24 protein-coding genes are annotated in these 23,703 nt (G+C 68.3%); 11 read left to right on the plus strand and 13 right to left on the minus strand.

The annotated features are described in order from the left end of the window. Nucleotides 1-5 precede the first annotated feature (5 nt). Nucleotides 6-1,187 (minus strand): cystathionine gamma-synthase, encoded by a 1,182-nt coding sequence (locus tag BN976_RS11765; RefSeq protein WP_011781820.1) that lies wholly within the window; start codon nucleotides 1,185-1,187, stop codon nucleotides 6-8. A 32-nt stretch (nucleotides 1,188-1,219) separates the two neighbouring features. Between BN976_RS11765 and BN976_RS11770 the strand changes: the two genes are divergently transcribed. Continuing rightward, nucleotides 1,220-2,410 (plus strand): acyl-CoA dehydrogenase family protein, encoded by a 1,191-nt coding sequence (locus tag BN976_RS11770; protein WP_109489604.1) that lies wholly within the window; start codon nucleotides 1,220-1,222, stop codon nucleotides 2,408-2,410. Here the strand turns inward: BN976_RS11770 and BN976_RS11775 are convergent. From BN976_RS11775 to BN976_RS11790, 4 genes are all read right to left on the minus strand, one after another. Then, a complete protein-coding gene (locus BN976_RS11775) occupies nucleotides 2,407-2,913 on the minus strand; it encodes an Rv1078 family RDD domain-containing protein (protein ID WP_036371372.1) in 507 nt (168 codons plus the stop codon). The two genes, BN976_RS11770 and BN976_RS11775, sit on opposite strands and share 4 nt — an antisense overlap. 89 nt (nucleotides 2,914-3,002) lie before the next feature. Further along, nucleotides 3,003-3,974, minus strand: coding sequence for a membrane protein (locus tag BN976_RS11780; RefSeq protein ID WP_011781823.1), 972 nt, complete (start codon nucleotides 3,972-3,974; stop codon nucleotides 3,003-3,005). Between the two features lie 443 nt (nucleotides 3,975-4,417). Then, nucleotides 4,418-5,812, minus strand: a complete 1,395-nt coding sequence (locus BN976_RS11785) for a cystathionine beta-synthase (protein WP_011781824.1) — start codon at nucleotides 5,810-5,812, stop codon at nucleotides 4,418-4,420. Nucleotides 5,813-5,910: 98 nt separating this feature from the next. Then, entirely contained in the window at nucleotides 5,911-6,981 is a 1,071-nt protein-coding gene (locus BN976_RS11790; protein WP_036371375.1) for an alpha/beta hydrolase fold domain-containing protein, read from the minus strand. 193 nt (nucleotides 6,982-7,174) lie between these two features. Between BN976_RS11790 and BN976_RS11795 the strand changes: the two genes are divergently transcribed. Genes BN976_RS11795 through purT form a run of 3 tightly spaced genes read left to right on the plus strand, consistent with a single transcriptional unit; the run spans nucleotide 7,175 to nucleotide 10,617 of the window. Next, nucleotides 7,175-8,137, plus strand: coding sequence for an SGNH/GDSL hydrolase family protein (locus BN976_RS11795; protein ID WP_011781826.1), 963 nt, complete (start codon nucleotides 7,175-7,177; stop codon nucleotides 8,135-8,137). Nucleotides 8,138-8,173: 36 nt separating this feature from the next. Continuing rightward, on the plus strand, nucleotides 8,174-9,391 hold the full coding sequence (locus tag BN976_RS11800) for an acetyl-CoA C-acetyltransferase (RefSeq protein WP_011781827.1): 1,218 nt from the start codon (nucleotides 8,174-8,176) through the stop codon (nucleotides 9,389-9,391). Nucleotides 9,392-9,414: 23 nt separating this feature from the next. After that, nucleotides 9,415-10,617 (plus strand): formate-dependent phosphoribosylglycinamide formyltransferase, encoded by a 1,203-nt coding sequence (gene purT, locus BN976_RS11805; RefSeq protein ID WP_036370867.1) that lies wholly within the window; start codon nucleotides 9,415-9,417, stop codon nucleotides 10,615-10,617. Between the two features lie 131 nt (nucleotides 10,618-10,748). Here purT and BN976_RS11810 read toward each other — a convergent pair whose 3' ends face one another. Further along, the gene (locus tag BN976_RS11810) at nucleotides 10,749-11,600 is read right to left on the minus strand and encodes a Bax inhibitor-1/YccA family protein (protein ID WP_011781829.1); all 852 of its coding nucleotides are present in this window, start codon (nucleotides 11,598-11,600) and stop codon (nucleotides 10,749-10,751) included. Between the two features lie 174 nt (nucleotides 11,601-11,774). Here BN976_RS11810 and BN976_RS11815 point away from each other — a divergent pair, with 174 nt between their 5' ends. From BN976_RS11815 to BN976_RS11825, 3 genes are read left to right on the plus strand one after another with little or no spacing between them, the layout of a single operon-like run. After that, the gene (locus BN976_RS11815) at nucleotides 11,775-12,818 is read left to right on the plus strand and encodes an enoyl-CoA hydratase/isomerase family protein (protein WP_036370869.1); all 1,044 of its coding nucleotides are present in this window, start codon (nucleotides 11,775-11,777) and stop codon (nucleotides 12,816-12,818) included. A gap of 2 nt (nucleotides 12,819-12,820) precedes the next feature. Then, a complete protein-coding gene (locus BN976_RS11820) occupies nucleotides 12,821-13,603 on the plus strand; it encodes an enoyl-CoA hydratase (protein ID WP_036370871.1) in 783 nt (260 codons plus the stop codon). Nucleotides 13,604-13,612: 9 nt separating this feature from the next. Then, nucleotides 13,613-15,325 (plus strand): alpha/beta hydrolase, encoded by a 1,713-nt coding sequence (locus tag BN976_RS11825; protein ID WP_036370872.1) that lies wholly within the window; start codon nucleotides 13,613-13,615, stop codon nucleotides 15,323-15,325. Here BN976_RS11825 and BN976_RS11830 read toward each other — a convergent pair. Both BN976_RS11830 and BN976_RS11835 read right to left on the minus strand, forming a co-directional pair. Then, entirely contained in the window at nucleotides 15,322-15,690 is a 369-nt protein-coding gene (locus tag BN976_RS11830; protein WP_036370873.1) for a rhodanese-like domain-containing protein, read from the minus strand. The two genes, BN976_RS11825 and BN976_RS11830, sit on opposite strands and share 4 nt — an antisense overlap. Further along, nucleotides 15,690-16,205: a cysteine dioxygenase gene (locus BN976_RS11835; RefSeq protein WP_036370874.1), complete on the minus strand. Its 516-nt coding sequence runs from the start codon at nucleotides 16,203-16,205 to the stop codon at nucleotides 15,690-15,692. The genes BN976_RS11830 and BN976_RS11835 overlap by 1 nt, the downstream gene beginning before the upstream one ends. Before the next feature lie 114 nt (nucleotides 16,206-16,319). Between BN976_RS11835 and lpqV the strand changes: the two genes are divergently transcribed. Then, nucleotides 16,320-16,760: a lipoprotein LpqV gene (gene lpqV / locus BN976_RS11840; protein WP_011781835.1), complete on the plus strand. Its 441-nt coding sequence runs from the start codon at nucleotides 16,320-16,322 to the stop codon at nucleotides 16,758-16,760. Nucleotides 16,761-16,809: 49 nt separating this feature from the next. Here lpqV and BN976_RS11845 read toward each other — a convergent pair whose 3' ends face one another. Continuing rightward, a complete protein-coding gene (locus tag BN976_RS11845; protein ID WP_011781836.1) occupies nucleotides 16,810-17,601 on the minus strand; it encodes an ArsR/SmtB family transcription factor in 792 nt (263 codons plus the stop codon). Nucleotides 17,602-17,722: 121 nt separating this feature from the next. Between BN976_RS11845 and BN976_RS11850 the strand changes: the two genes are divergently transcribed. Next, complete coding sequence (locus BN976_RS11850) at nucleotides 17,723-18,724, plus strand: patatin-like phospholipase family protein (protein ID WP_036371376.1); 1,002 nt, start codon at nucleotides 17,723-17,725, stop codon at nucleotides 18,722-18,724. Here BN976_RS11850 and BN976_RS11855 read toward each other — a convergent pair. The 3 genes from BN976_RS11855 to BN976_RS11865 all read right to left on the minus strand — a co-directional run bounded on the left by BN976_RS11855 (nucleotide 18,713) and on the right by BN976_RS11865 (nucleotide 20,978). Then, nucleotides 18,713-19,579, minus strand: a complete 867-nt coding sequence (locus BN976_RS11855; RefSeq protein ID WP_036370875.1) for a patatin-like phospholipase family protein — start codon at nucleotides 19,577-19,579, stop codon at nucleotides 18,713-18,715. The genes BN976_RS11850 and BN976_RS11855 overlap by 12 nt on opposite strands. Continuing rightward, nucleotides 19,576-20,064: an SRPBCC family protein gene (locus BN976_RS11860; RefSeq protein ID WP_036370880.1), complete on the minus strand. Its 489-nt coding sequence runs from the start codon at nucleotides 20,062-20,064 to the stop codon at nucleotides 19,576-19,578. The genes BN976_RS11855 and BN976_RS11860 overlap by 4 nt, the downstream gene beginning before the upstream one ends. Nucleotides 20,065-20,135: 71 nt before the next feature. Next, the gene (locus BN976_RS11865; RefSeq protein WP_011781840.1) at nucleotides 20,136-20,978 is read right to left on the minus strand and encodes a class I SAM-dependent methyltransferase; all 843 of its coding nucleotides are present in this window, start codon (nucleotides 20,976-20,978) and stop codon (nucleotides 20,136-20,138) included. 82 nt (nucleotides 20,979-21,060) lie between these two features. Between BN976_RS11865 and BN976_RS11870 the strand changes: the two genes are divergently transcribed. Next, nucleotides 21,061-21,540, plus strand: coding sequence for a helix-turn-helix domain-containing protein (locus BN976_RS11870; RefSeq protein ID WP_011781841.1), 480 nt, complete (start codon nucleotides 21,061-21,063; stop codon nucleotides 21,538-21,540). A gap of 15 nt (nucleotides 21,541-21,555) precedes the next feature. On the opposite strand, the gene BN976_RS11875 is transcribed toward BN976_RS11870, so the two are convergent. Then, nucleotides 21,556-22,617, minus strand: a complete 1,062-nt coding sequence (locus BN976_RS11875; protein ID WP_011781842.1) for an NAD(P)H-dependent amine dehydrogenase family protein — start codon at nucleotides 22,615-22,617, stop codon at nucleotides 21,556-21,558. 170 nt (nucleotides 22,618-22,787) lie between these two features. On the opposite strand from BN976_RS11875, the gene BN976_RS11880 reads away from it, so the two are divergent. Next, the coding region (locus BN976_RS11880) for a serine/threonine-protein kinase (protein WP_036371377.1) at nucleotides 22,788-23,703 on the plus strand (916 nt) is incomplete at its 3' end.

The following is a 23,703-nucleotide window of genomic DNA, read 5'->3' on the forward strand; positions in this document are numbered from 1 at the left end:
CGGTCTCAGCCGGGCGCGCCCAGCGCCTGCTCGACATCTCCGAGCAGGTCGGCGACGTCCTCGATGCCGACGGACAGCCGCACCAGGTCGTCGGGCACCTCCAGCTGCGAACCGGCGGTGGAGGCGTGCGTCATCGCGCCCGGATACTCGATCAGCGACTCCACGCCGCCCAGCGACTCGGCGAGGATGAAGATCTCGGTGCGGGCGCAGAAGTCGCGCGCGGCCTGCGGGCCACCGCGCAGCCGTACCGACACCATTCCGCCGAATCCGCTCATCTGCCGGGCGGCGACGTCGTGGTTGGGGTGGCTGGGCAGGCCCGGGTACAGCACCGTCGTGACGGCGGGGTGTCCGTCGAGGAACTCGGCGATCGCGGCGGCGTTCTCGCTGTGCCGCTGCATCCGCAGGGGCAGGGTCTTGAGTCCACGAATGGTCAGGTACGCGTCGAACGGTCCCGGTACCGCACCGGCGCCGTTCTGCAGGAATGCGAACGCGTCATCGAGGGCTTCGTCGTTGGTCAGCAGCGCGCCGCCGACGACGTCGGAGTGCCCGCCGATGTACTTGGTCGTCGAGTGCAGCACGATGTCGGCGCCCAGGGCCAGTGGCTGCTGCAGCGCCGGTGAGGCAAACGTGTTGTCCACCAGCACCTTCGCGCCGGTGGCGGCGCCCACCTCGGCGATGGCGGCGATGTCGGCGATGGACAGCAGCGGGTTGGTCGGGGTCTCGATCCAGATCAGCTTGGTGCGGTCGGTGACGGCCGCGCGCACCCGGTCGAGGTCCCCCAGCGCCACCGCGGTGTAGCTGATGCCCCACAGGCTGAACACCTTGTCGATCAGCCGGAAGGTGCCGCCGTAGGCATCGTCGGGGATCACCAGGTGGTCGCCGGGGCGCAGCACGGCCCGCAGCACGCAGTCGGTGGCCGCCATGCCGGAGCTGAACGCGCGTCCGTGGGACGCCCCCTCCATCGCCGCCAGTGCACCCTCCAGTACGGAGCGGGTGGGGTTGCCGGTGCGCGAGTACTCGAAGCCGCCGCGCAGCCCGCCGACACCGTCCTGGGCGAACGTCGAGCTGGCGTAGATCGGGGGGTTGACGACCCCCGTCGCGGGATCGGGCCGGTACCCCGCGTGAATGGCCCTGGTCGCCGGGCCGAAGGCCCGATAGTGGTCCGAGGCGCTGCGCTGCTCACTCATGGTCGCCAAGGCTAGCGGTGTACAACTTGGACATGCCTGCCCACCAGCCGCTGCCGACGACCACCACGATCGAGAACCTGCTCGACCTCGACTCGCTGCTGAGCGCCGAGGACCGTGACCTGCGCACGATGGTGCGCGGGTTCGGGGAGCAGCGGTTGCGGCCGCAGATCGCGGAATGGTTCGAGGCCGGCCAGGTTCCGGTCCGCGAACTGGCCGCCGAGATCGGCAAGCTGGGCTTGTTGGGAATGCATCTGCAGGGGTACGGGTGCAGCGGTTCGACGGCGACGGCCTACGGGCTGGTGTGCCAGGAGCTGGAGGCGGTCGACAGCGGGCTGCGCAGCCTGGTATCGGTGCAGGGGTCGCTGGCGATGTTCGCGATTCACCGGTGGGGCAGCGAGGAGCAGCGCACGCGATGGCTGCCCGGGATGGCGGTGGGCGAACTGATCGGGTGCTTCGGCCTCACCGAGCCGGACTTCGGCTCCAATCCGGGTGGCATGCGCACCACCGCGCGCCGCGACGGCTCGGACTGGATCCTCAACGGTTCGAAGATGTGGATCACCAATGCCTCGGTCGCCGACGTCGCGATCATCTGGGCGCGGTCGAAGGAAGGGGTGCTGGGGTTCGCGGTGCCGACGTCAACGCCGGGGTTCCACGCCACCGAGATGACCCGCAAGCTGTCGCTGCGCGCGTCGGTCACCTCCGAGATCCACCTCGACGACGTCCGGGTCCCCGAGGACGCCAGACTGCCGGAGGCCCAAGGACTCAAGGCGCCGTTGAGCTGCCTGTCCGAGGCGCGCTTCGGGATCGTGTTCGGTGCGGTGGGCGCGGCCCGGGACTGCCTGCAGACCACGCTGGACTACGTCGGCACCCGCGCGGTGTTCGACCGGCCGCTGGCGGGATACCAACTGACACAGGCGAAGATCGCCGACATGGCGGTCGAGCTCGGCAAGGCCCAACTCCTCGCGCTGCACCTGGGCCGGCTCAAGGACGAAGGCAGGATCCGTCCCGAACAGGTCAGCGTCGGAAAGCTCAACAACGTCCGCGAAGCCATCAAGCTCGCCCGCCAGTGCCGAACCCTGTTGGGCGCCAACGGGATCACCTTGGAGTATCCCGTGCTGCGGCACGCCAACAACCTGGAGTCGGTGCTGACCTACGAGGGCACCTCGGAGGTGCACCAACTGGTGATCGGCGAGGCGCTCACCGGCGTCGGCGCGTTCCGCTAGTACCGCTTCGGGACGCACACGGTCCCGGTGAGCTTGTCGGCCAGAGTCTGCCGCCTGCGGTCCCAGAGCGGGAACAGAAAGCCGATGAAGCAGACGGCGGCGTCGAGTAGATGCACCGCCTGACGGAGCACCGATGCACCGAATCCCACCGGTCGCCAGGTCTTTTCATCGAGCACCTGGAATCTGAGCACCGACTTTCCGACGCTGCTGCCGCTGACGCCCTGCCGGTGCCCGTAGTTCCACACCAGGTACGCCACGGACACCGCCACCGTCAGCGCGAACGCGAGGTAGCCGACCGACGAGATCCCGGAACTGCAGGAGACACCGCCGTTGTCGAAGGTCACGCAGTCCAGGGTGGCGCTGCGCAGGGCCACCACCTCCCAGATCCCCCACGCCAGACCGAGCGGAACCATGTCCACGAAGAATGCAGCCACCCGTGCCGACCACGACGTGTAGACCCGCCTCGGCATCGCGGGCGGCTGCCCAGGCAGATTTCCGGTCATCGCTTCACCGGCCCGAGTGTTGTTGCCGCACAACACAATGTCGGCGTGCCCAAGGCAGCGGGCACGCCGACATCGGTGAGATCGGGACGCTACGGGACGGCAGGTGCGACGAATCCGCCGTTGAGTGTCCGGTAGGCGTACACCAGGATGAGCGCGGCCAGCGGGGCTGCCACGAGCAGGCCGACACCGCACAGCAGCGCACCCACGAACACCACGGCCACGCTGGCGAGCCAGGTGAGCAGCACCGGTCCGACGTTGTTCTTGCTCGTCTCGAAGCTCGACTTGATGGCGTCCATCGGCGCCAGGTTGCGGTCGAGCACCGCGATGGTCGTGAACATCAGCAGGAAGCTGGCGATGACGCCGGGCACGATGCACAGGAACAGGCCGACGGTCGTGATCACGCCGACGATCAGTCCGGCGATGATGACGTTGCCGACGTTGCGGGGCCGGAAGAACGACCCGACGGCGACCTGCTGGCCGTTGGCGATGTCGAAGATGCCGCCGAGGAACGCCGACTGGATGGCGGCGGTCACGATGAGCGACAGGAACCATCCGACGATCGCGACGATGGTCCCCGCGACACCGGTGGTGGCGTACGAGAACGAGAAGCCGCTGTCATCCGCGATATAGCTGGTGTCACCGGGCGAGACCAGTGCCTGGACGATGTTGATGATGGCCTGCAGGGCGATCACCACGATGCCGAACACCAGCGTCGCCACGATCAGCGGCATGGCGTTCTTGCTGAACTTGTTCCACGCCCAGTTGAACGCATCGCCGACGCTGTACGCGGGCGGACCGCCGACGGGCGGATAGCCCTGGGCGGGCGGCGGGAAGCCGCCCTGAGGCGGGCCGTAGCCGGCCGGCGGTGGGTAGCCGCCCGGACCCTGCGGCGGCGGATAGCCACCCTCCTGTGGGGGCGGGAAGCCACCGCTGGGCGGCGGCGGGTAGCCACCGCCGGATGGCGGAGGTGGCGGTGGCTGGTAACCCCCGGGCGGAGGCGGCGGCGGGTAACCGCCGGGTGGTGGAGGCGGGTAGCCGCCGGGCGGCGGATTCTCTGTCATCGATTTCTCCTGATCTCGGTCGCGGTCGAAGCGGTACGCGAACCGTCCCCATTATCTTTTCTGCGATGCTCCGCCGGCGCATGTTGACAGCCCGAAAATGTTTTGGCTCCCAAGCCTTCTCGCCGGCTACCTGAAACTTCGGAACGGACCTGCCGGTGCGGGACCCCGTCGCCCGCTGCCGGTGGCCGGAGTTCCCGATCTGGAAAGTAATCGACGGCGCAACCCAGATCAACAACATTCGCATTCCTGCCGTGGGCGTGCCGCCGTCCCCGGTGGCGTCGTGAACCCGCGGCGAGCGGAGGTCGATCGGTCATGGACGCCCTTCCGCTCGCACATGGCTGGACAAGCGTGCTCACCCTACCTGAGAAGAGGCGCCGAACAGCGCTTTCACGTGCGAGTCCGGCGCCGGAGGCGGCGCTGCCGGATGTGCCCGCCGCCGCCTGTCAGCGGCGGGCGTTGCCCTCGGAGAGGTACCCGAGGAGGTCGTGCCGCGTCAGCACGCCGACGGGTTTGCCCTCCTCGACCACCATCACCGCGTCGGACTCGCGCAGGGCCTTCGCAGCGGTGCTGACGAGTTCACCCACGCCGATCAGGGGCAGCGGCGGGCCCATGTGGTCGGCAACGGCGTCGGCCAGCTTGGCGCGGCCCTCGAACACCGCGGACAACAGCTCACGTTCGGACACGCTGCCTGCCACCTCACCGGCCATCACGGGAGGTTCGGCGCCGACGACGGGCATCTGCGACACCCCGTATTCACGCAGGATCCCGATGGCGTCGCGCACCGTCTCGGAGGGGTGGGTGTGGACGAGATCGGGCAGCGCGCCGGATTTTCCGCGCAGCACATCGCCGACCGTGGACTCTTCGACCGAACCGTCCAGCCTGCTGCGCAGGAATCCGTACGACGACATCCATGCGTCGTTGAAGATCTTCGACAGGTAGCCGCGGCCGCCGTCGGGCAGCAGGACGACGACCAGCGCATCGGGTCCTTCACGCTCGGCCACCTTGATCGCGGCCACGGCCGCCATCCCGCACGATCCGCCGACCAGAAGCGCCTCCTCGCGGGCCAGCCTTCTGGTCATGTCGAACGAGTCGGCGTCGGAGACCGCGATGATCTCGTCGGGCACCGACGGGTCGTATGCCGCAGGCCAGAAGTCCTCACCGACGCCTTCGACCAGGTAGGGGCGGCCCGTGCCGCCGGAGTACACCGAGCCCTCGGGGTCCACGCCGATGACCTTGACCCGACCCCCGGACACCTCTTTGAGGTAGCGGCCGGCACCGGTGATCGTGCCGCCGGTGCCGACGCCGGCCACGAAGTGGGTGACCTTGCCGTCGGTGTCGGCCCAGATCTCCGGCCCGGTGGTCTCGTAGTGGCTCTCCGGGCCCATCGGGTTGGAGTACTGGTCAGGCTTCCACGCGCCGTCGATCTCCTCGACGAGGCGGTTGGAGACGCTGTAGTAGCTGGCCGGATCCTCCGGCGCCACGGCCGTCGGGCAGACCACGACGTCGGCGCCGTAGGCGCGCAGTACGTTCTGCTTGTCCTCGCTCACCTTGTCGGGGCAGACGAAGATGCACTTGTAGCCGCGCTGCTGCGCCACGATCGCCAGCCCGACGCCGGTGTTGCCGGACGTCGGTTCGACGATGGTGCCGCCGGGCTTGAGTTCTCCGCTGGCCTCGGCGGCGTCGATCATCTTGATCGCGATCCGGTCCTTGGAGCTGCCGCCCGGATTGAGGTACTCGATCTTGGCCGCGACGGTGCCCGCACCCGGGGGCACCACCGAGTTCAGCTGTACCAGAGGGGTATTGCCGATGAGCTCACTGATGTGCCGGGCGATCCGCATGCGTCCATCGTCTCAGGCCCGCGACCGAGCAGCCAGGCGGCCTCCGGCACCGGTGCCCAGGCGGCCTGCGGCAGCGGTACCCAGGCCGCCCGCGGCCGCTACCAGGTGACCTCTCGGATGTACTCGCCGATCTGCTTGATGGACCGGTTCGCTTCCGAGACTGCGGGCGCACCGAGCTGGAAGACGTGCATCTGACCAGGCCAGACGCGCACCTCGACCGGTACGCCGGCGGCTGCCAGCAGTCGGGCGGCCTTGCGGGCGTCGCTGAGCAGGACCTCGGAACCGGAGACGTGGATCAGCGTCCGCGGCAGTCCCGGCTCGATGTGATCGAGCGGCTCGTACACCTCTTCGGGCTTGCCGTCGACCATCCGTCGCTCCGCGGCGGCCTCGATGAGTTCGACCAGGGCGTGGAACGCCTTGGGTGGGAACATCGCGTCGGTGCGGACGTTCGGATGATCGGCGCGGGCCTCGTTGTCGATCTCGAAAAGCGGCGACATCGTCACGATGGCTGCGGGCGTCTCGCCGACGAAGCCGTTGATGCCTTCGGCCTGCAGCCGCTCGGCGAGCGAGAGCGCCAGGTAACCGCCCGCGGAATCCCCGGCCAGCACGATCTGGTCGGGTTCGTAGCCGAGTTCGCGCAGCCACTTGTAGCCGTCGAAACAGTCGTCGAGCGCGGTGCCCACCGAGTGCTTCGGAATCATCCGGTAGTTCACGACGAGCACGGGCGCGTCGGCGCATTTGGAGAGGGCGGTCACCAAGCGGCCGTGCGTGTTGACACCGCAGGTGAGGAACGCCCCGCCGTGCAGGTAGAGAATCACGCTGCGGTGGCCGTCGGCGGGCAGCACCCCGGCGGCGCGGACCAGCTGCGCGTTGCAGTGCGGCAGGCCGATGGTGGCGCGGACGGTGCCGGGGGCGGGCTTGAGCACGCGGGCGGCAAAGTCGAGCAGACCCCACGGCCACGGCAGCTTGGGCGCGTAGCTGCCCACGGTCAGGAAGGGTTTGACGGTGGCCATCGCGGCCAATCCCATGAGTCGCCCGGCGATGCTCGGACCGTCTTCGACGACCTCGACGGGGGCACCGTCCGAGACCGGGAACCTACGGATTTTGCCCGCTCTAGCTGCGGCGATCGCAGCATGAGGAGTCGCGGGAACCTTGCTGGGTGCCGTCATCGCCACCACTTTCTACGCCGATGTAGAGCCGGGATAAGCCGAGTTATTCAGACAACCTCGTAACTTAGCTTCGCACTAGTAACCTTTATCACAATCGGTTAAACGTATTTGGTACCGGAGTTGATACCGCACTGTGACTGGGTATCGGCGTTACGACGCGGTTGTCCGCGCGATTCCGCTCTAAACTTGGCCCGTGGGCATCCGCGCATCGCGTCGGTCGGTCGCCCTGGCGGCCGCAGCCACGCTCGCATCGACGGGCACCGCTTATGTCGGGGCCCGCAACCTGCTGAGCGGTCAGGCCGACCAGGCCCGCCGCGTCATCCCCAAGTCGTGGGACATCCCGCCTCGCGCCGACGGTGTCTACGCACCGGGTGGCGGGCCCGTCGAACGCTGGCACCGGGGGGTGCCGTTCGACCTGCACCTGATGATCTTCGGCGACTCGACCGCTACCGGGTACGGCTGCGCAGCCGCCGACGAGGTGCCCGGTGTGCTGATCGCCAGGGGGCTGGCCGAGGAGTCGGGCCTTCGCATCCGGTTGAGCACCAAAGCCATCGTCGGAGCCACCTCGAAGGGGCTCTCGGGGCAGATCGATGCGATGTTCGTGGCGGGTGCTCCGCCCGACGCGGCGGTCATCATGATCGGCGCCAACGACATCACCAAGCCCAACGGGATCGGACCGTCGGCGCGCCGGCTGGGTCGGGCGGTGCGTCGACTGCGGGGCAGCGACGCCGTCGTCGTCGTCGGCACCTGCCCCGACTTCGGCGTCATCACCGCCATCCCGCAGCCGCTGCGGTGGGTGGCCCGCAGCCGCGGGCTGCGGCTGGCCCGCGCCCAGGCCGCCGCCGTGCGGGCCGCCGGCGGAGTGCCGGTGCCGTTCTCCGATCTGCTGGCACCGCACTTCTACAAGACTCCGGAGCTGCTGTTCTCCCCGGACATGTTCCATCCTTCGGCCGCAGGATACGAGCTGGCGGCCAAGCAGCTGCTGCCGGCGCTCGGTAATGCGTTGGGGGCGTTCGTCACCGAAGACTCCGCAGAGGCAGCGCTGGAGTCGAGGACCGGCGAGGACGGCTCGCTGCTGGGCCGACTCGGCGGCCTGAGCCGGCTGTGGCGGCGCTCGACCGGGGTGCCCGCACCGATCGTGGTGGCTGCGGGCTAGGTTTCTTGGAACAAGTTCTACACCGGAGGAGCCCTCATGCCCGAAGCCGTCATCGTCGCCACCGCACGCTCGCCCATCGGCCGCGCCGGTAAGGGCTCGCTGGTCTCGATGCGCCCCGACGACCTCGCCGCACAGATGGTCCGGGCCGCGCTGGACAAGGTGCCGTCGCTCGACCCACGCGACATCGACGACCTGATGATGGGTTGCGCGCAGCCCGCCGGTGAGGCCGGCTACAACATCGGCCGCGCGGTGGCGATCGAACTCGGCTACGACTTCCTGCCGGGCACCACGGTCAACCGGTACTGCTCGTCGTCGCTGCAGACCACCCGGATGGCGTTCCACGCGATCAAGGCCGGCGAGGGATCGGCGTTCATCTCCGCCGGTGTGGAGACGGTGTCGCGGTTCGGCAAGGGCGCCGCCGACGGGGCGCCGGATTCCAAGAACCCCATGTTCGACGAGGCGCAGGCCCGCACCGAGCAGGGCGCAGCGGGCGCCACCGAATGGCACGACCCCCGCGAGGACGGCCTGCTGCCCGATGTGTACATCGCGATGGGTCAGACGGCGGAGAACGTCGCCAACTTCACCGGCATCAGCCGCGAAGACCAGGACCACTGGGGTGTGCGCTCGCAGAACCGCGCCGAAGAGGCCATCAACAGCGGCTTCTTCGCGCGCGAGATCAGCCCGGTGACGCTGCCGGACGGCACCGTCGTCTCGACCGATGACGGCCCCCGGGCGGGCACCACCTACGACAAGATCAGCCAGCTGAAGCCGGTCTTCCGGCCGAACGGCACGATCACCGCCGGTAACGCGTGCCCGCTGAACGACGGTGCGGCAGCGGTGGTCATCATGAGCGACACCAAGGCCAAGGAGCTGGGGTTGACGCCGCTGGCCCGGATCGTCTCGACCGGCGTGTCCGGCCTGTCACCGGAGATCATGGGCCTCGGCCCGATCGAGGCCGTCAAGAAGGCGCTGGCCAACGCGAAGATGTCGATCGGCGACATCGACCTGTACGAGATCAACGAGGCGTTCGCAGTGCAGGTGCTGGGCTCGGCGCGGGAACTCGGCATGGACGAGGACAAGCTGAACGTCTCCGGCGGCGCGATCGCGCTGGGGCATCCGTTCGGCATGACCGGCGCGCGGATCACCGCCACGCTGCTGAACAACCTGACCACCCACGACAAGACGTTCGGCATCGAGACGATGTGCGTCGGCGGCGGCCAGGGCATGGCGATGGTCCTGGAGCGGCTCAGCTAGCGCGTCAATAGAATGCCGTTTCGATGACGACCATCGGAACGCCGCTGTCACCGCGCGCCACCAAAGTCATGCTGCTCGGCTCCGGTGAGCTCGGCCGCGAAGTGCTCATCGCGCTACAGCGCCTCGGTGTCGAGACCATCGCCGTCGACCGCTACGACAATGCGCCGGGCCAGCAGGTCGCCCACCACGCGCGCACCATCGCGATGACCGACCCCGATCAGCTCCGTGCGTTGATCGAAGCCGAACGTCCCGACCTTGTGGTGCCCGAAATCGAGGCCATCGCCACCCCGGCACTCGAAGCGCTCGAAGCCGAGGGCGTGACGACCGTCATTCCGACGGCACGGGCGGCGCGGCTGACCATGGACCGCGAAGGGATCCGCCGGCTGGCGGCCGAGACCCTCGGCCTGCCGACCAGCCACTACCGGTTCTGCGATTCGCTGGAGGAGCTGACGGCCGCCATCGAGGGTGGGATCGGGTATCCGTGCGTGGTCAAACCGGTGATGAGCAGTTCCGGGAAGGGCCAGTCGAAGATCGACGGACCCGAGGGCGTCGCGGCGGCCTGGGAGTACGCGATGTCGGGCAGCCGCGTGAGCAACACCAGGATCATCGTCGAGGGGTTCGTCGACTTCGACTACGAGATCACGCTGCTGACGGTCCGCGCGCGCGGCGCCGACGGTGAGATCGAGACCCGGTTCTGTGAACCCATCGGGCACCGGCAGGTCAGCGGCGACTATGTGGAGAGCTGGCAGCCCCATCCGATGCCCGGGACCGCCCTGGAGCGCGCGCGGCAGATCGCGGGTGCGGTGACCCGGGATCTCGGGGGGCAGGGCATCTTCGGCGTGGAACTGTTCGTCAAAGGCGATCAGGTGTGGTTCAGCGAGGTCAGTCCCCGCCCCCACGACACCGGCATGGTCACGATGGTCACTCAGTGGCAGAACGAATTCGAGTTGCACGCGCGGGCGATCCTGGGCCTGCCGGTCGACACGACGCTGAAGTCCCCGGGCGCCAGCGCAGTGATCTACGGCGGGGTCGACGCCGAGGGCGTAGTGTTCGACGGCGTGGACCTGGCACTGCGGGTGCCGCACACCGACATTCGACTGTTCGGCAAGCCGGAGAGCTTCGTCAACCGCCGGATGGGCGTGGCGTTGGCCTTCGCCGACGACGTCGACACCGCACGCCGCAACGCCGCCGAGGCGGCGGGCCGCGTCACGCCACGCGCGGTGTAGGCCTCATCGCCGAGTCTGAAGTCATACGCGAGAACCGATCGCGAATTCGCACACAACCTCAGGCTCGCCGCCAGGTCGACGACGAAAGAGGGGCGCCCGCTGTCGCGGACGCCCCTCTTTCGTGTGGACTGCTAGTCGTTGTTGAAGTAGCTCAGCAGGCGCAGGATCTCCAGGTACAGCCAGACCAGGGTGACGGTCAGGCCGAGCGCGATGCCCCAGGCCGCCTTCTCCGGCGCGCCGGCGCGGACCATCTGGTCAGCGGCGTCGAAGTCGATCAGGAAGCTGAACGCGGCCAGCGCGATGCACAGCAGCGAGAAGCCGATCGCGATGGCGCCACCGTCACGCAGGCCCAGGCCCGCTCCGCCGCCGACCCCGAACAGGCCGAGCACCAGGTTGAGCAGCATCAGCGCGACGACGCCGAACAGGCCGGCGACGATCATCCGGGTGAACTTCGGGGTGACGCGGATGGCGCCGGTCTTGTAGACGACGAGCATGCCGAAGAAGACGCCGAGCGTGCCGACGATCGCCTGCGCGATCATGCCGACGCCACCGACGGAGGCGATGTTGGCGATGACGAACGACACCGCACCCAGGAACAGACCCTCCAGCGCGGCGTAGCTCAGCACGATGGCCGGGTTGTCCTGCTTGCGGCCGAACGTCGCGATCAGCACCAGCGCCAGGCCGCCGAGCGCACCCACCAGGGTGAACGGCATGGCCAGGCCCAGGTTCTGGCTGACGAGGTAGTACGAGACGACGGCGACGGCGGTCAGCACGGCCAGCGTCATGCCGGTCTTGGTGACGACGTCGTCGATGGTCAGCGCGCGCGAGACACCCGCCTGCTGCTGCTCCGGGTACTGGGTGACGTACGGATCGGCGTGCACCGCCTGGGCACCGTAGCCGGCGGCTCCGGTACCGAATTGCGCATAGCCGCCCTGCTGCCCCTTGGGCAGTGAGCGGAATACCGGGTTGCTGCTTTCGCGCACCGTCGGATCCTTCCTGTCTCTGTTGTGAATCCTTCGACCTGTGTCGATCACAGGCTCAACGTTTGAGGTTCCCGGGTGGTTCCCGCCACAGCTTTGGCGAATTCTTCCCAGGCCCTTCACAGGAAACCTTACCCGGGCAGACGCCGGGTAGGGAGACGATCTAGATTGCATTCCGTGGACGAAAACAAGGATGTCCTAGTAACTGTTCGCAACGGGATCGGGCGCATCACGCTGAACCGACCCAAGGCGATCAACTCCCTGACCCATCCGATGGTCACCGACATCGCACAGGCGTTGAAGGCCTGGGAGACCGACGACGCTGTCACCGCGGTGATCGTCTCCGGCGCCGGGGACCGGGGGCTGTGCGCGGGCGGCGACGTCGTCGCGATCTATCACGACGCCAGGGCCGGCGGCTCCGAATCCCGGCGGTTCTGGCACGACGAGTATCTGCTCAACGCCTACATCGGCCGCTACCCCAAGCCGTATGTCGCGATCATGAACGGGATCACGATGGGCGGCGGCGTCGGGATCAGCGCGCACGGCGGTGTCCGTGTGGTCACCGAGACCACCAAGATGGCGATGCCCGAGGTCGGTATCGGCTTCATCCCCGACGTCGGCGGCACGTTCATCCTGTCGCGGACCCCCGGCCTGCTCGGCGTGCACGCCGCACTCACCGGCGCGGCGTTCTCCGGCGCCGACGCCATCGCGATGGGCTTCGCCGACCACTTTGTGCCGCAGGACCGCCTCGCCGCATTCGCCGACGCGATCGAAGCCGACGGTGTGGACGCAGCGGTCGCGGCGTTCGCCCAGGAGCCACCGCCGAGCGCGCTGCTCGCCCAGCGCGACTGGATCGACCACTGCTACGCCGGCGAGACGGTCGCCGACATCGTCGTGGCGCTGCGCGGCCACGACGCGGAACCCGCAAAGGACGCAGCCGAACTGATCGAATCCCGCTCCCCCGTCGCGGCATCCGTCACGCTCGAAGCGGTGCGTCGGGCGGCGAAGCTGGACACACTGGAGGACGTGCTGCGCCAGGAGTTCCGGACGTCGGTGGCGTCCTTGCGCTCACACGACCTCGTCGAGGGCATCCGGGCGTTGCTCATCGACAAGGACAAGAACCCCCAGTGGTCGCCCGCTTCGCTGTCCGCGGTGACCCCGGCAGACATCGAGGCGTATTTCGCCCCCGCCGACCCCGACCTGACATTCGACGAGGAGTAACCATGGGCTCACAGAACTTTGAAACGATCATCGTCGAGCGCGACGACCGCGTCGCGACCATCACGCTGAACAGGCCCAAGGCGCTCAACGCGCTCAACAGCCAGGTGATGGACGAAGTCACCACGGCCGCAGCCGAACTCGACGCCGATGCGGGCGTCGGCGCGATCATCCTCACCGGAAGCGAGAAGGCCTTCGCGGCCGGCGCCGACATCAAGGAGATGGCCGGCCTGTCGTTCGCCGACGTGTTCTCGTCCGACTTCTTCGCCGGCTGGGGCAAATTCGCCGCGACACGGACACCGACCATCGCCGCGGTGGCCGGCTACGCACTGGGCGGCGGCTGCGAGCTGGCGATGATGTGCGACATCCTGATCGCCGCCGACACCGCGAAGTTCGGCCAGCCCGAGATCAAACTCGGTGTGCTGCCGGGCATGGGCGGATCGCAGCGGCTGACCCGGGCCATCGGCAAGGCCAAGGCGATGGACCTGATTCTGACCGGCCGCAACATGGGCGCCGAGGAAGCCGAACGCGCCGGGCTGGTGTCGCGGGTGGTCCCCGCCGACACGCTGCTCGAGGAGGCCATGTCGGTCGCCAAGACGATCGCGGGCATGTCGTTGTCGGCGTCGCGGATGGCCAAGGAGGCCGTCGACCGCGCATTCGAGACCACGCTGACCGAAGGCCTGCTCTACGAGCGTCGACTCTTCCACTCGGCGTTCGCCACCGACGACCAGACCGAGGGGATGAACGCGTTCACCGAGAAGCGGTCACCCAACTTCACACATCGCTAGAGTTCATGCGTGACCGATACCGGTGAAGCCCCCGCCGCGCTGATCGAACAGACGCCGGCGGGCACCAAGACGACGGCACCGCGGCGCGCTTGGTGGGTCCGTCACTACACGTTCACCGGCACCGCGGTCGGTTTCGTCTTCCTGTGGTTGTCGCTGACGCCGTCGCTGTTGCCGCGCGGCCCGCTGTTCCAGGGACTGGTCAGCGGCGGCGCTGCCGCGATCGGTTACAGCCTCGGCGTCTTCGCGGTGTGGCTGGTGCGTTTCATGCGCTCCAAGGACGCCAGCCCACCCGCCCCGCGGCGGGCGTGGCCGGTACTCGGCGTCATCGGCGTGATCGGGATGGTCATCATGGTCATCCAGTTCCACAACTGGCAGGACGACGTCCGCGACCTGATGGGCGTGCCGCGCCTGACGTTCTGGGACTATCCGCTGGCCGCGGCCATTTCGGTGGTGACGTTGTTCGTGCTCGTCGAAATCGGCCAGCTGGTGGGCAGATTCGTACGTTTCCTGGATCGCCAGGTCAAAAGGGTCGCCCCACCGCGGGTGTCTGCCGTCGTCGTGGTCGCGCTGCTGCTGGCGTTGACGATCGCACTGCTCAACGGAGTCGTCGTGCGATTCGCGATGAGCACCATCAACAAGACCTTCGCCGCGGTCAACGACGAAACCGATCCCGATTTCGCCGCGCCGGATTCGGATCTGCGCTCGGGTGGCCCTCAGTCGCTGGTCAGCTGGGAGTCGCTGGGCCACCAGGGCCGCGTCTTCATCTCCGGCGGCCCGTCCGTCGAGGATCTCACCGAGTTCAACGGCGGCCCGGCGACCGAGCCGATCCGCGCCTACGCCGGGCTGAATTCGGCGGACGGCATCAAGGAGACCGCTGCGCTGGCCGCGCAGGAACTGCAGCGCACCGGAGGCCTGGAGCGCGCCGTGGTCGCCGTGGCCACCACGACGGGCACCGGGTGGATCAACGAGGCCGAGGCCTCCGCGCTGGAGTACATGTACAACGGCGACACCGCGATCGTGTCGATGCAGTACTCGTTTCTGCCCAGCTGGTTGTCGTTCCTCGTCGACAAGGAGAACGCCCGCCAGGCGGGCCAGGCCCTGTTCGAGGCGGTCGACGCGTTGATCCGGGAGATGCCGGAGGCGCAGCGGCCCAAGCTGGTGGTGTTCGGCGAGAGCCTGGGCTCGTTCGGCGGTGAGGCGCCGTTCCTCGCCCTGAACAACCTGATCGCCCGTACGGACGGCGCGCTGTTCAGCGGGCCGACCTTCAACAACACCATCTGGACCGACCTGACCCGCAATCGCGACGCGGGCTCACCGGAGTGGCTGCCGGTGTTCGACAAGGGAGAGAACGTCCGCTTCGTGGCCGAGCCGCGGGACCTGCAGCGCCCTCACGATCCGTGGGAGCAACCGAGGGTGGTCTACCTGCAGCACGCCTCGGATCCGATCGCCTGGTGGAATCCCGACCTGCTGTTCGCCAGACCGGACTGGCTGCACGAGCCGCGTGGATACGACGTCTCACCGGGCATGGAGTGGATCCCGGTCGTGACGTTCCTCCAGGTGAGCGCCGACATGGCGGTCGCGGTGAACGTGCCCGACGGGCACGGTCACGTCTACGTCCGCAACGTCGCGGATGCGTGGGCGTCGATCATGTTGCCGCCCGGCTGGACGCAGGACAAGACCGAGAAGCTGCGCGGCCTGCTCCGAAGCGACGAGAACTCTTAGACCAGAACGCTTTTGAGTGCGTGGTAGCCACCGATGACATCGGTGGCACGGCGCAGGCCGAGGTCTTTCAGCGACGCCGCGGCCAGGCTGGAGGTGTAACCCTGCGAGCACAGCACCACCCACTCGACGTCCTCGTCGACGGCATGCGGGATGCGCGCGTCGCTGGTGGGGTCGCATCGCCACTCCAGCACGTTGCGCTCGATGACCAGCGCCTGGGGTACCTCGCCCTCGGCGGCGCGCTGTGCGGCGGGGCGGATGTCGACGAGCACGGCTCCCCTGGCCAGCGCGGCGGGCACCTCGCCGGCCGCCAGCCGGGTCAGCTTGGCCCTGGCTTCGTCGAGGACCACGTCGATACGGCTGGGCATCAGTCACTCTCCGGTTTGTCGGTCAGTTCGGTGCGGTTGCGGCGCAACGTGTTCTGCGTGGTGACCTCGTAGTACGACATCGCGGTCAACGGAGGCGAGTACGCGTGCACACTCAGCGTCGGCCCCGGGGTGCCGCCACCCCTGATGCTCTCCCTGGCCCACACCACGTCGTGCACCCATCCGAGCGGAAACGCCGCCTGGTCGCCGGCCACCAGCCGCCGCTCGCGTAATGCCTCACCGTCCCATCGGGTTTCGCGCAGCGTCCCGGAGACGACCGTCAAGGCTCCCAGTGAGCCGCCGTGGTCGTGCAGCTCGGTCGAGCGGTTCGGCACCCAGCTGATCAGCCAGACGTCGAGTTGGTCGGTGCCGTGCAGGCGCGTGAACCAGCGTTCGGCGGTGGGCAGCCCGGCGGCGGGCAGCACATGGTCGTAGTCGCCACCGAGGACGTCGTCGGCGAACCGGTCGGTGACGTGCAGCAGGTCGGCGGGACGCAGGCGGGTAGGCGCCAGGGTCATGAGGGAACTCCAGAGAACGACGGACGGGTCAGGGGTCAGGCGGCTGGGGCCTGACAACACTCCTGAGTCCGGGTCGCGTCGATCACGGCGGCGAGTCTTGCATAGATTGGCGGCATGCGCAGGTACCCCGTCCGCGGCTCCGGCGCCGTCGTCTGCGTGCTGGCGCTTCTGTCCGGCTGCAGCTCGGGCACCGACACCCCGCCGGCATCCTCGGCCACGTCGGTGACGACAACCGCGGCGGAACCGCCGGCAGCCGCGGCACCGGTGCCGCCCGGGGAGGTCGCGATCTCCCCCGGCGGGGTGACGACCGCAGTCGGCGCCCCTGCCGAGTCGACCGAGGACGACTACTTCCAGGCCTGTCTAGCTGCGCGAACGTGGATGGAGCAGCGCGGCGGGGTCGCCAGATCGCAGATCGAGCCGTACCTGGCGTCGGTACAGAGCGCGCCATCGGCGGGGCCGGGAACGTTCGACAGGCCGTGGCCGGAGCTGACTCCCGGAGAGCAGGCCGCTGTCATCGTCGCGGTCGAGGCGGCCGCCGACGCGCTGTGCGGTTGACGGCCGCCTCGACTTCAAATCACGGGTGCGATTAAGTCCGCCGACACGCTCAGGCGTCCGCGGTGACCGACGCCAGTTCCAGATTGCTCTTCAGGTCGGACAGCTTTGACGGCCAGCCGCCCGAAACGAGCTCGCGGACAATGCTTCCCGAAGGGAAGCCGGTGTGGATGACGGTCAGCTTGACGCGGCCGCCGTCCACCTGCTCGATGTCGAAGGACACCTTTGACCTCGGTTCGGCGGCCGCCCGGTCGATGACGTCCTCGGAGAGGCCGACCGTCGTCAGCTGCCGGGTGAAGGTGTGGAACGTGAACGCCAGCCTCCGGTACGGATCGGCCTCCAGGACGACCTGTTCGGGGTTGCTGATGTTGAGGTCGCCGTCGCGCCAGTCGAAGGTCGAACCGACCTTCCAGTCCGTGACGAGTCCGTGCCCCATGTAGCGCTCCGAGAAGGCCGGGTCCGTGACGGCCTGCCACAACCGCTCGGGCGTGGTCCTGATGTAGGTGGTGTAGACGAAATCATTGTCGTGTTCCATCGTGTCCTGCTCCAATGCTGTCTTCAGGTCTGCGAGCGTCTGTGCCCGCAGTCGGTCGTAGTGGTTGATCCAGCGGTCGGCGATGGCGTTGATCGGCTCGGCATTGAGGTAGTGCAGCTTTTCGCGGCCCCGCCACACGGTGCTCACCAGGTTGGCGTCCTCAAGCACCTTGAGGTGCTTGCTCACCGATTGCCGGGCCATGTCCAGCCCGGCGCACAGCTCTCGCAGGCTCTGCCCGTTGCGGGCGTTCAAGCTGTCGAGAAGACGCCGCCGACTCGGATCGGCCAGCGCCCGAAACACCTCGTCCATATGTCCAGTTCTCCCACACATGCAGCCTTATGGCTACATGTTGGACGATAGGCAGCCAATTGGCTGCATGTCAAGGGTTCTGCATTTCCGGCGCGGGCTGTTTTCGGCGCAGAATGGCTTCATGCGGGTCGCACTGGCGTTGGGCAGCGGCGGAGCCCGCGGCTACGCCCACATCGGCGTCCTCAACGAGCTGACCGAGCGGGGACACGAGGTCGTCGGCATCGCCGGCTCCTCGATGGGCGCGCTGGTCGGCGGGCTGCAGGCAGCCGGCAAACTCGACGAGTACACGGCGTGGGCGAGTTCCCTGACCCAACGTGCGGTGCTTCGGCTGCTCGATCCGTCCATCACGTCTGCGGGCGTGCTGCGCGCGGAGAAGATTCTCGACGCCGTCCGCGCGATCGTCGGCGACGTCACCATCGAGGAACTGCCGATCCCGTACACCGCGGTCGCCACCGACCTGATCACCGGAAAATCGGTGTGGATGCAGCGCGGCCCCCTCGACGACGCGATCCGGGCGTCGATCGCGATCCCCGGCGTCATCACCCCCTACGTGCTCGACGGCCGTCTGCTCGCCGACGGCGGCATCCTGGACCCGCTGCCGATGGCGCCGATCGCCGCCGTCGCCGCCGACATGACGATCGCGGTGAGCATCTCCGGCGACGACCCGGAGGCGAGCGGGCGCGGACGGGAGTCACGCGCGCCCAGCACCGACTGGCTGAACCGGATGTGGCGCAGCTCGTCGTCACTGCTCGACACCAAGGCCGCGCGCTCGCTCCTCGACACCCCGACCGGCCGCGCGGTGCTGGGCCGCTTCGCCGCAGGTGACGACGAACCGCTGCCGGAACCCGACGGCAAGGTCACCGAGGAACCGGGCAACGCCGGTATCCCGAAACTCGGCGCGTTCGAGGTGATGAACCGGGTGATCGACATCGCCCAGGCCGCGCTGGCCCGGCACACACTGGCCGCCTATCCCCCCGACCTGTTGATCGAGGTGCCCCGCACGGTCTGCCGCAGCCTGGACTTCCATCGCGCCACCGAGGTCATCGAGATCGGCCAGGAGCTGGCCAGTGCCGCGTTGGACACTCTGGAGCAGAAGGTCCCGGAAACCACTTCAGACACTTAGGAATTCGGCGACCTTGCAGGCCTCGCGACGGCCCTGGGCCCGTCCTGCCTGCGCCGCAGGCGCCCGGCATGCGGGGTCGAGCGGATTGGCCCCGAAGGCGGCCAGGGACTCGTCGTCGGCGAACACCGCCAGCGTGGCACCAGGGAAGCCCTCGATCTCGGCGACGGTGCCCGTACCCCAGGGCGACGGGCTGTTCGCTCCCGACGGCACCAGCACGACCGCGGCACCGCAGTCCTGCACCGCCGACATGTTCACCGTGCTGCCGACGCCGCCGTCCATGAACCGGCGCCCGCCGATCGTCACCGGCGGCCAGACGCCCGGCACCGCGCAGCTCGCGGCCACCGCGTCGACCAACCGGACGCCCGATGCCGCGTCGAACACCACGAGTTCGCCTGTCGCGATGTCGATCGCGGTCACCCGCAGCGCGCGCTGCGGCCACTCGTGGGCCGGCAGCCGGTGCTCGATCACGGTGCGGCGCACCGCCTCCGGGACCGTGTCGGTCTCTGCGGCGACGGCACCGATCTTCGCCAGCTTCTGCGCCTTTGTCGCACCCTGGGTCAGCATCGCGTCCAGGAACAGGTCGGTGATCGCGTCGATCGACACACCCGGGTGGATCTCGTGGGCCCCGTGCTCCTCCGACAGCTGGCGGGCGAACAGTTCCTCCAGCGGCACCCCGCTGCCGACCTGGGCGGCGACCGCCGAGCCGGCCGAGGTGCCGAGCAGGACGTCGACGGCGAGCAACTTCTGTCCCGCATCGGGTGACTCGTCGCAGATCCCCAGCAGCACACCGGTTTCCCAGGCGATGCCGGCCAGCCCACCACCGGCGAGCACGAGCGCCCGGTTGACGTCGGTCATCCGACGGATCCCTGGCCCAGCAGTTCGCGGGAGAGCTGTTCGAGACTCTGCCTGGCGAATCCGCGCCACAGCCGCGCGAACGCGGGCATCACCAGTCCCGCCGCCGCGGACCGCGGGTACACGGTCCATCTCCAGGTCACCTCGGTACCGGTACCGGCGGGCGCGAAAAGCCATTGCCCCTCGATGTGGTCGACCAGGGGCGCCAGCGCACCGGTGATTCCCGACAGCGTGTAACCGAAGGCGTGCGGGGCGTCGACGGCGGTCAGTTCTTCACGCATGGTGCCACCGCCGACCTGCACGACGGTGCGGCTCTGGCCCACGGAAGTCCAGTCTCCGGTCTGGTCGCGCACCGCCTTTACCGGGGCGATCGGGCCGTACCAGCGGCTGAACAGTGTGGGCAGCGGCATCGGCACTGTGCGCCGGTACGCGGTCTCGACGTCGACGGGAATCGCCCGCGACTGCTCCATCAGGTGGGCTTTGGGCATACCGCGAATGCTAGCCATGACGTTGGCGGCACCGGTGGCGAGCCGTGATGCACGCGGCCGGGGAAGCAGTGTCAGCCACGTGCGTCGACCATCCAGCACGCGGCGGGGTAGCGAACTTCGCCGTCGACGATGAACTCCGTGTACGCCTCGCGGAGCGACGTGATCACCTGAGCACGTGTCCGGGCGTCGACAGCCCGCAGTGTCCGGCCGACCGGCCCCATCTGGGTCAGGTAGGGCAGGAGGTCGCTCTCCTGCATGGTGCATGTGACGTCAACGGGCCTGATGTCGACGGCAGTCCACCCGCCGGCGCGCAGAATGGAATGTGTCCGATGCGCATCGGCGAATGCGAACGGCCCCGGGCTCCCTGCGATTCCGGGCTTGAGGTCGGACAGCAACTGCGCCGCCGCGCGCTCGGCGGTGCTCATGAACGGGTTGTCCGTGGGGTCCCGCCAACATACGAACGTCAGTCGCCCACCTGGGCGTGTCGCGCGCCGCAGATTTCTGAACGCCGTCGTGGGATCGTCGAAGAACATCACCCCGAAGCGGGACACCATGACGTCGAACGTGTTTGGCTGGAATGGAAACGACTGGGCGTCACCGACAACGAACTCGACCGGCAGATTCCGGTCACGTGCGCGCGTTCGGGCGGCGTGAATCATCGGCTCGGATATGTCGATTCCCGTACACCCGCCGTGGGCTCCTAAACGCTCGGCGAGGGCTAATGTCGTTGCGCCGGTGCCACAGCCGAGGTCCAGGATCTGCTCGCGTGGTCCGGCCGCGGCGGCAACGGAGTCGACGATGAGGTCCTCGAACGGTTTCAGTGTCCGGTCCAGCACGTGCTGCAACGTCACCCACGCCCGACCGCTGTCGCCGTTCCATGCCTGCACCTGAGCAACATTTGCCCGATCGACCATCGTCTACTCCCTTGCTCACGAACTGGACAGGGCCCACAATCACAGTTCAAGTCCACTTGAGCGCAAGAGGAGGTATCGAGCGGTGATCGACATCTCGGCAGTCGCGAGGCGCTCAGGCCTGCCGACCTCGACGCTGCGGTTCTATGAGGAGAAGGGACTGATCGCCTCTGTCGGCCGACGGAGTCGGCGGCGTCTCTTCGGCCCTGATGTGTTCGACAGGCTGGCGCTCATCACGCTCGGGCGGGCTGCCGGATTCTCACTCGACGAGATCGCAACAATGCTCACACTCGGCGGACCGCGCCAGATCGACCGAAAAGCCCTTACCACCCGAGCAGCCGAGATCGACAGCACTATAGAGAGACTCACCGCCATCAGCACGGCGCTCAAGCACGCCGCGGCGTGCCCGGCTCCAGATCACATGGAATGCCCCACCTTCCGCGGTTACCTCGACCTCGCCGCAGCGGGACTGTTCAGTGAGTCGCCACCACGCAAGTCACCTCCGAAGCCGACGATCAAGAAGCAGGTGCGCCTAGGTGCAGGACAGCCGATTCGCGGAGAATGACCTGTCCCGCGAATGCTAGATCCCCGCACGGGCCTTGGCCGGGGCGGCCTTGCCACTGATCAACGGCAGATCCAGATACGTGGCGATGCCGGGTGGCGCGGCACAGACCGCCGGGACCGAGTTGACGCAGTGCGCCGCCGTGCCGACCACACCGTATTCCGGCCCCTCACCGCCGACCTCGGATTGAAAACCCTTGACCGACACGGTGAAGTCCGGATTGCCTCGGACCTCCATCTCGTAGCGCTGCCCTTCGGGCCCGAACGACCATGCGGGGTCGAGATTCTCCTCCCCCATCAGCCAGTTCACGGTCACCCGCACCACGGGTTCGCCGTCGACGAGCGCCTCCCAGTGAAACTTGCGGCCGGCGACCTGCCCGGGCTCGATCGGCCCCATCGGCGAGTCGATCCGCGCGGTGGCCACCGCGATCTCCTGTGTCGCAAGGACTTTCGGGTCAGCGGCGAATCCCAGCTGGTCCACGCACATCCGCACCGCCTGAATGAACCCGGTGTCGAGCATCTTCTGCATCGGCCCGGTCAGCGCCTTGTCCGGGGTCTCTCCGAAACCCATCACGTGGCGCAGCACGTCGGGCGCCTCGTAGGTGCGCAGGTCCGAGAACTCCTCGGCACGAACGAACGTCACGCCCGTCGACATCGCCGACAACATCAGGGGGAACTTCTCGCTGATCCCGCCGGGGGCGATACCGGTACCGTGCAGCGTCGCGTTGCCCGCCAGGGCCGCCTCGCGCATCGACGCCCCACTGCGCTCGCTCGGGTACAGCCAGCCCACCGGGGTGACGACGTTCTTGCCCGACCGCAGCAGCGCCGCGACCTCGTCCGGGTTGGCGATCAGCGGCGAGTAGATGACCGCGTCCGCCTCCAGCGCCAGGATGTCGTCGATGCTGTCGGTGGCGGTGACGCCGAGCGGGTCGAGACCGACGATCTCCCCGACATCGCGGCCGGCCTTGCCCGGCGAGTGCACCCAGCAGCCGACCAGCTCGAGTTCGGGATGTTCGAGGACGCCCTTGATCGCCGCGACGCCGACCCCACCCGTTGCCCATTGCACGACGCGCAGCGTCATGTCCGTCTCCTCCCGGCAGACACCCGAAACTGGAACACGTTCTATCGACATCTACACCAGTTGTCCGGCCAATTGGCCCTAATTCGCCGAAGCCCGGCCGGTTGGTGCAGTGCAGCGGGTTCCGCCGCATTAGGGTGTGTTCGCCATAACGAACAACGCGAGGAGCCATGATGACCGATCCCCAGCGGGGTTCCCGCGTTGGTTCCCAGGTCGGGCCCTACCGGCTGCGCCGCCTGCTCGGCAAGGGCGGCATGGGCGAGGTGTACGAAGCGGAGGACACCGTCAAGGACCGCGTGGTTGCGCTGAAACTGTTGCCGGAGGCGGTCTCTCACGACCCCGTGTTCCGCAAGCGGTTGCAGCGGGAGGCCCACGCGGCGGGACGGCTGCAGGAACCGCACGTCGTGCCGATCCACGATTACGGCGAGGTCGACGGGCTGCTGTTCGTCGACATGCGCCTGATCGACGGCACCGATCTGCGCAAGCTGCTCAAGGAGCAGGGACCGATGACGCCCGCGCGGGCCACGGCGATCGTGGCCCAGGTCGCCTCGGCACTGGACGCCGCGCACCAGAACGGCATCATGCACCGCGACGTCAAACCCGAGAACATCCTGATCAACCGCGACGACTTCGCGTATCTGGTCGACTTCGGGATCGCCAACGCGGTCACCGACGAGGCGCTCACGGAGTTGGGCACCGCGGTCGGCACGTACGCGTACATGGCACCGGAGCGGTTCACCAACGGCGAGGTGACCCACCGCGCCGACGTGTACGCGCTGACCTGCGTGCTGCACGAATGCCTCACGGGGGCACAACCGTTCCAGGGCGACAGCGTGAGCGTCGTGATCACCGCCCACCTCAACGATCCTGCGCCGCGGCCGAGCCAGTCGCGTCCGGGGATTCCGGCCGGCCTCGACGACGTCATCTCCCGCGGCATGGCCAAGCGCCCCGAGGACCGCTACGCCTCGGCCGGCGAGATGGCCAGAGCCGCGACCGCGGCACTGACCGGCGCGCAGCAGGACCAGGCCGACTCGATTCTGCAGCGCAGCCAGGCCGCGACGATGATGGCCCCGCTCCCGCCACCGCCAC

Origin of the sequence: Mycolicibacterium austroafricanum, assembly GCF_000612725.1 — a bacterium.
Lineage (GTDB): Bacteria > Actinomycetota > Actinomycetes > Mycobacteriales > Mycobacteriaceae > Mycobacterium > Mycobacterium austroafricanum.

Excerpts from the sequence above, each read along its gene's own strand:
- BN976_RS11865 (WP_011781840.1), bottom strand. The coding sequence starts at position 20,978 with ATGGTCGATCGGGCAAATGTTGCTCAGGTGCAGGCATGGAACGGCGAC.
- BN976_RS11830 (WP_036370873.1), bottom strand. The coding sequence starts at position 15,690 with ATGCCCAGCCGTATCGACGTGGTCCTCGACGAAGCCAGGGCCAAGCTG.
- BN976_RS11790 (WP_036371375.1), bottom strand. The coding sequence starts at position 6,981 with ATGACGGCACCCAGCAAGGTTCCCGCGACTCCTCATGCTGCGATCGCC.
- BN976_RS11775 (WP_036371372.1), bottom strand. The coding sequence starts at position 2,913 with ATGACCGGAAATCTGCCTGGGCAGCCGCCCGCGATGCCGAGGCGGGTC.
- BN976_RS11855 (WP_036370875.1), bottom strand. The coding sequence starts at position 19,579 with ATGACCGACGTCAACCGGGCGCTCGTGCTCGCCGGTGGTGGGCTGGCC.
- BN976_RS11770 (WP_109489604.1), top strand. The coding sequence starts at position 1,220 with ATGCCTGCCCACCAGCCGCTGCCGACGACCACCACGATCGAGAACCTG.
- BN976_RS11845 (WP_011781836.1), bottom strand. The coding sequence starts at position 17,601 with ATGGACGAGGTGTTTCGGGCGCTGGCCGATCCGAGTCGGCGGCGTCTT.
- BN976_RS11820 (WP_036370871.1), top strand. The coding sequence starts at position 12,821 with ATGGGCTCACAGAACTTTGAAACGATCATCGTCGAGCGCGACGACCGC.
- lpqV (WP_011781835.1), top strand. The coding sequence starts at position 16,320 with ATGCGCAGGTACCCCGTCCGCGGCTCCGGCGCCGTCGTCTGCGTGCTG.
- BN976_RS11785 (WP_011781824.1), bottom strand. The coding sequence starts at position 5,812 with ATGCGGATCGCCCGGCACATCAGTGAGCTCATCGGCAATACCCCTCTG.
- BN976_RS11835 (WP_036370874.1), bottom strand. The coding sequence starts at position 16,205 with ATGACCCTGGCGCCTACCCGCCTGCGTCCCGCCGACCTGCTGCACGTC.
- BN976_RS11765 (WP_011781820.1), bottom strand. The coding sequence starts at position 1,187 with ATGAGTGAGCAGCGCAGCGCCTCGGACCACTATCGGGCCTTCGGCCCG.
- BN976_RS11875 (WP_011781842.1), bottom strand. The coding sequence starts at position 22,617 with ATGACGCTGCGCGTCGTGCAATGGGCAACGGGTGGGGTCGGCGTCGCG.
- BN976_RS11860 (WP_036370880.1), bottom strand. The coding sequence starts at position 20,064 with ATGCCCAAAGCCCACCTGATGGAGCAGTCGCGGGCGATTCCCGTCGAC.
- BN976_RS11850 (WP_036371376.1), top strand. The coding sequence starts at position 17,723 with ATGCGGGTCGCACTGGCGTTGGGCAGCGGCGGAGCCCGCGGCTACGCC.
- BN976_RS11780 (WP_011781823.1), bottom strand. The coding sequence starts at position 3,974 with ATGACAGAGAATCCGCCGCCCGGCGGCTACCCGCCTCCACCACCCGGC.
- BN976_RS11800 (WP_011781827.1), top strand. The coding sequence starts at position 8,174 with ATGCCCGAAGCCGTCATCGTCGCCACCGCACGCTCGCCCATCGGCCGC.
- purT (WP_036370867.1), top strand. The coding sequence starts at position 9,415 with ATGACGACCATCGGAACGCCGCTGTCACCGCGCGCCACCAAAGTCATG.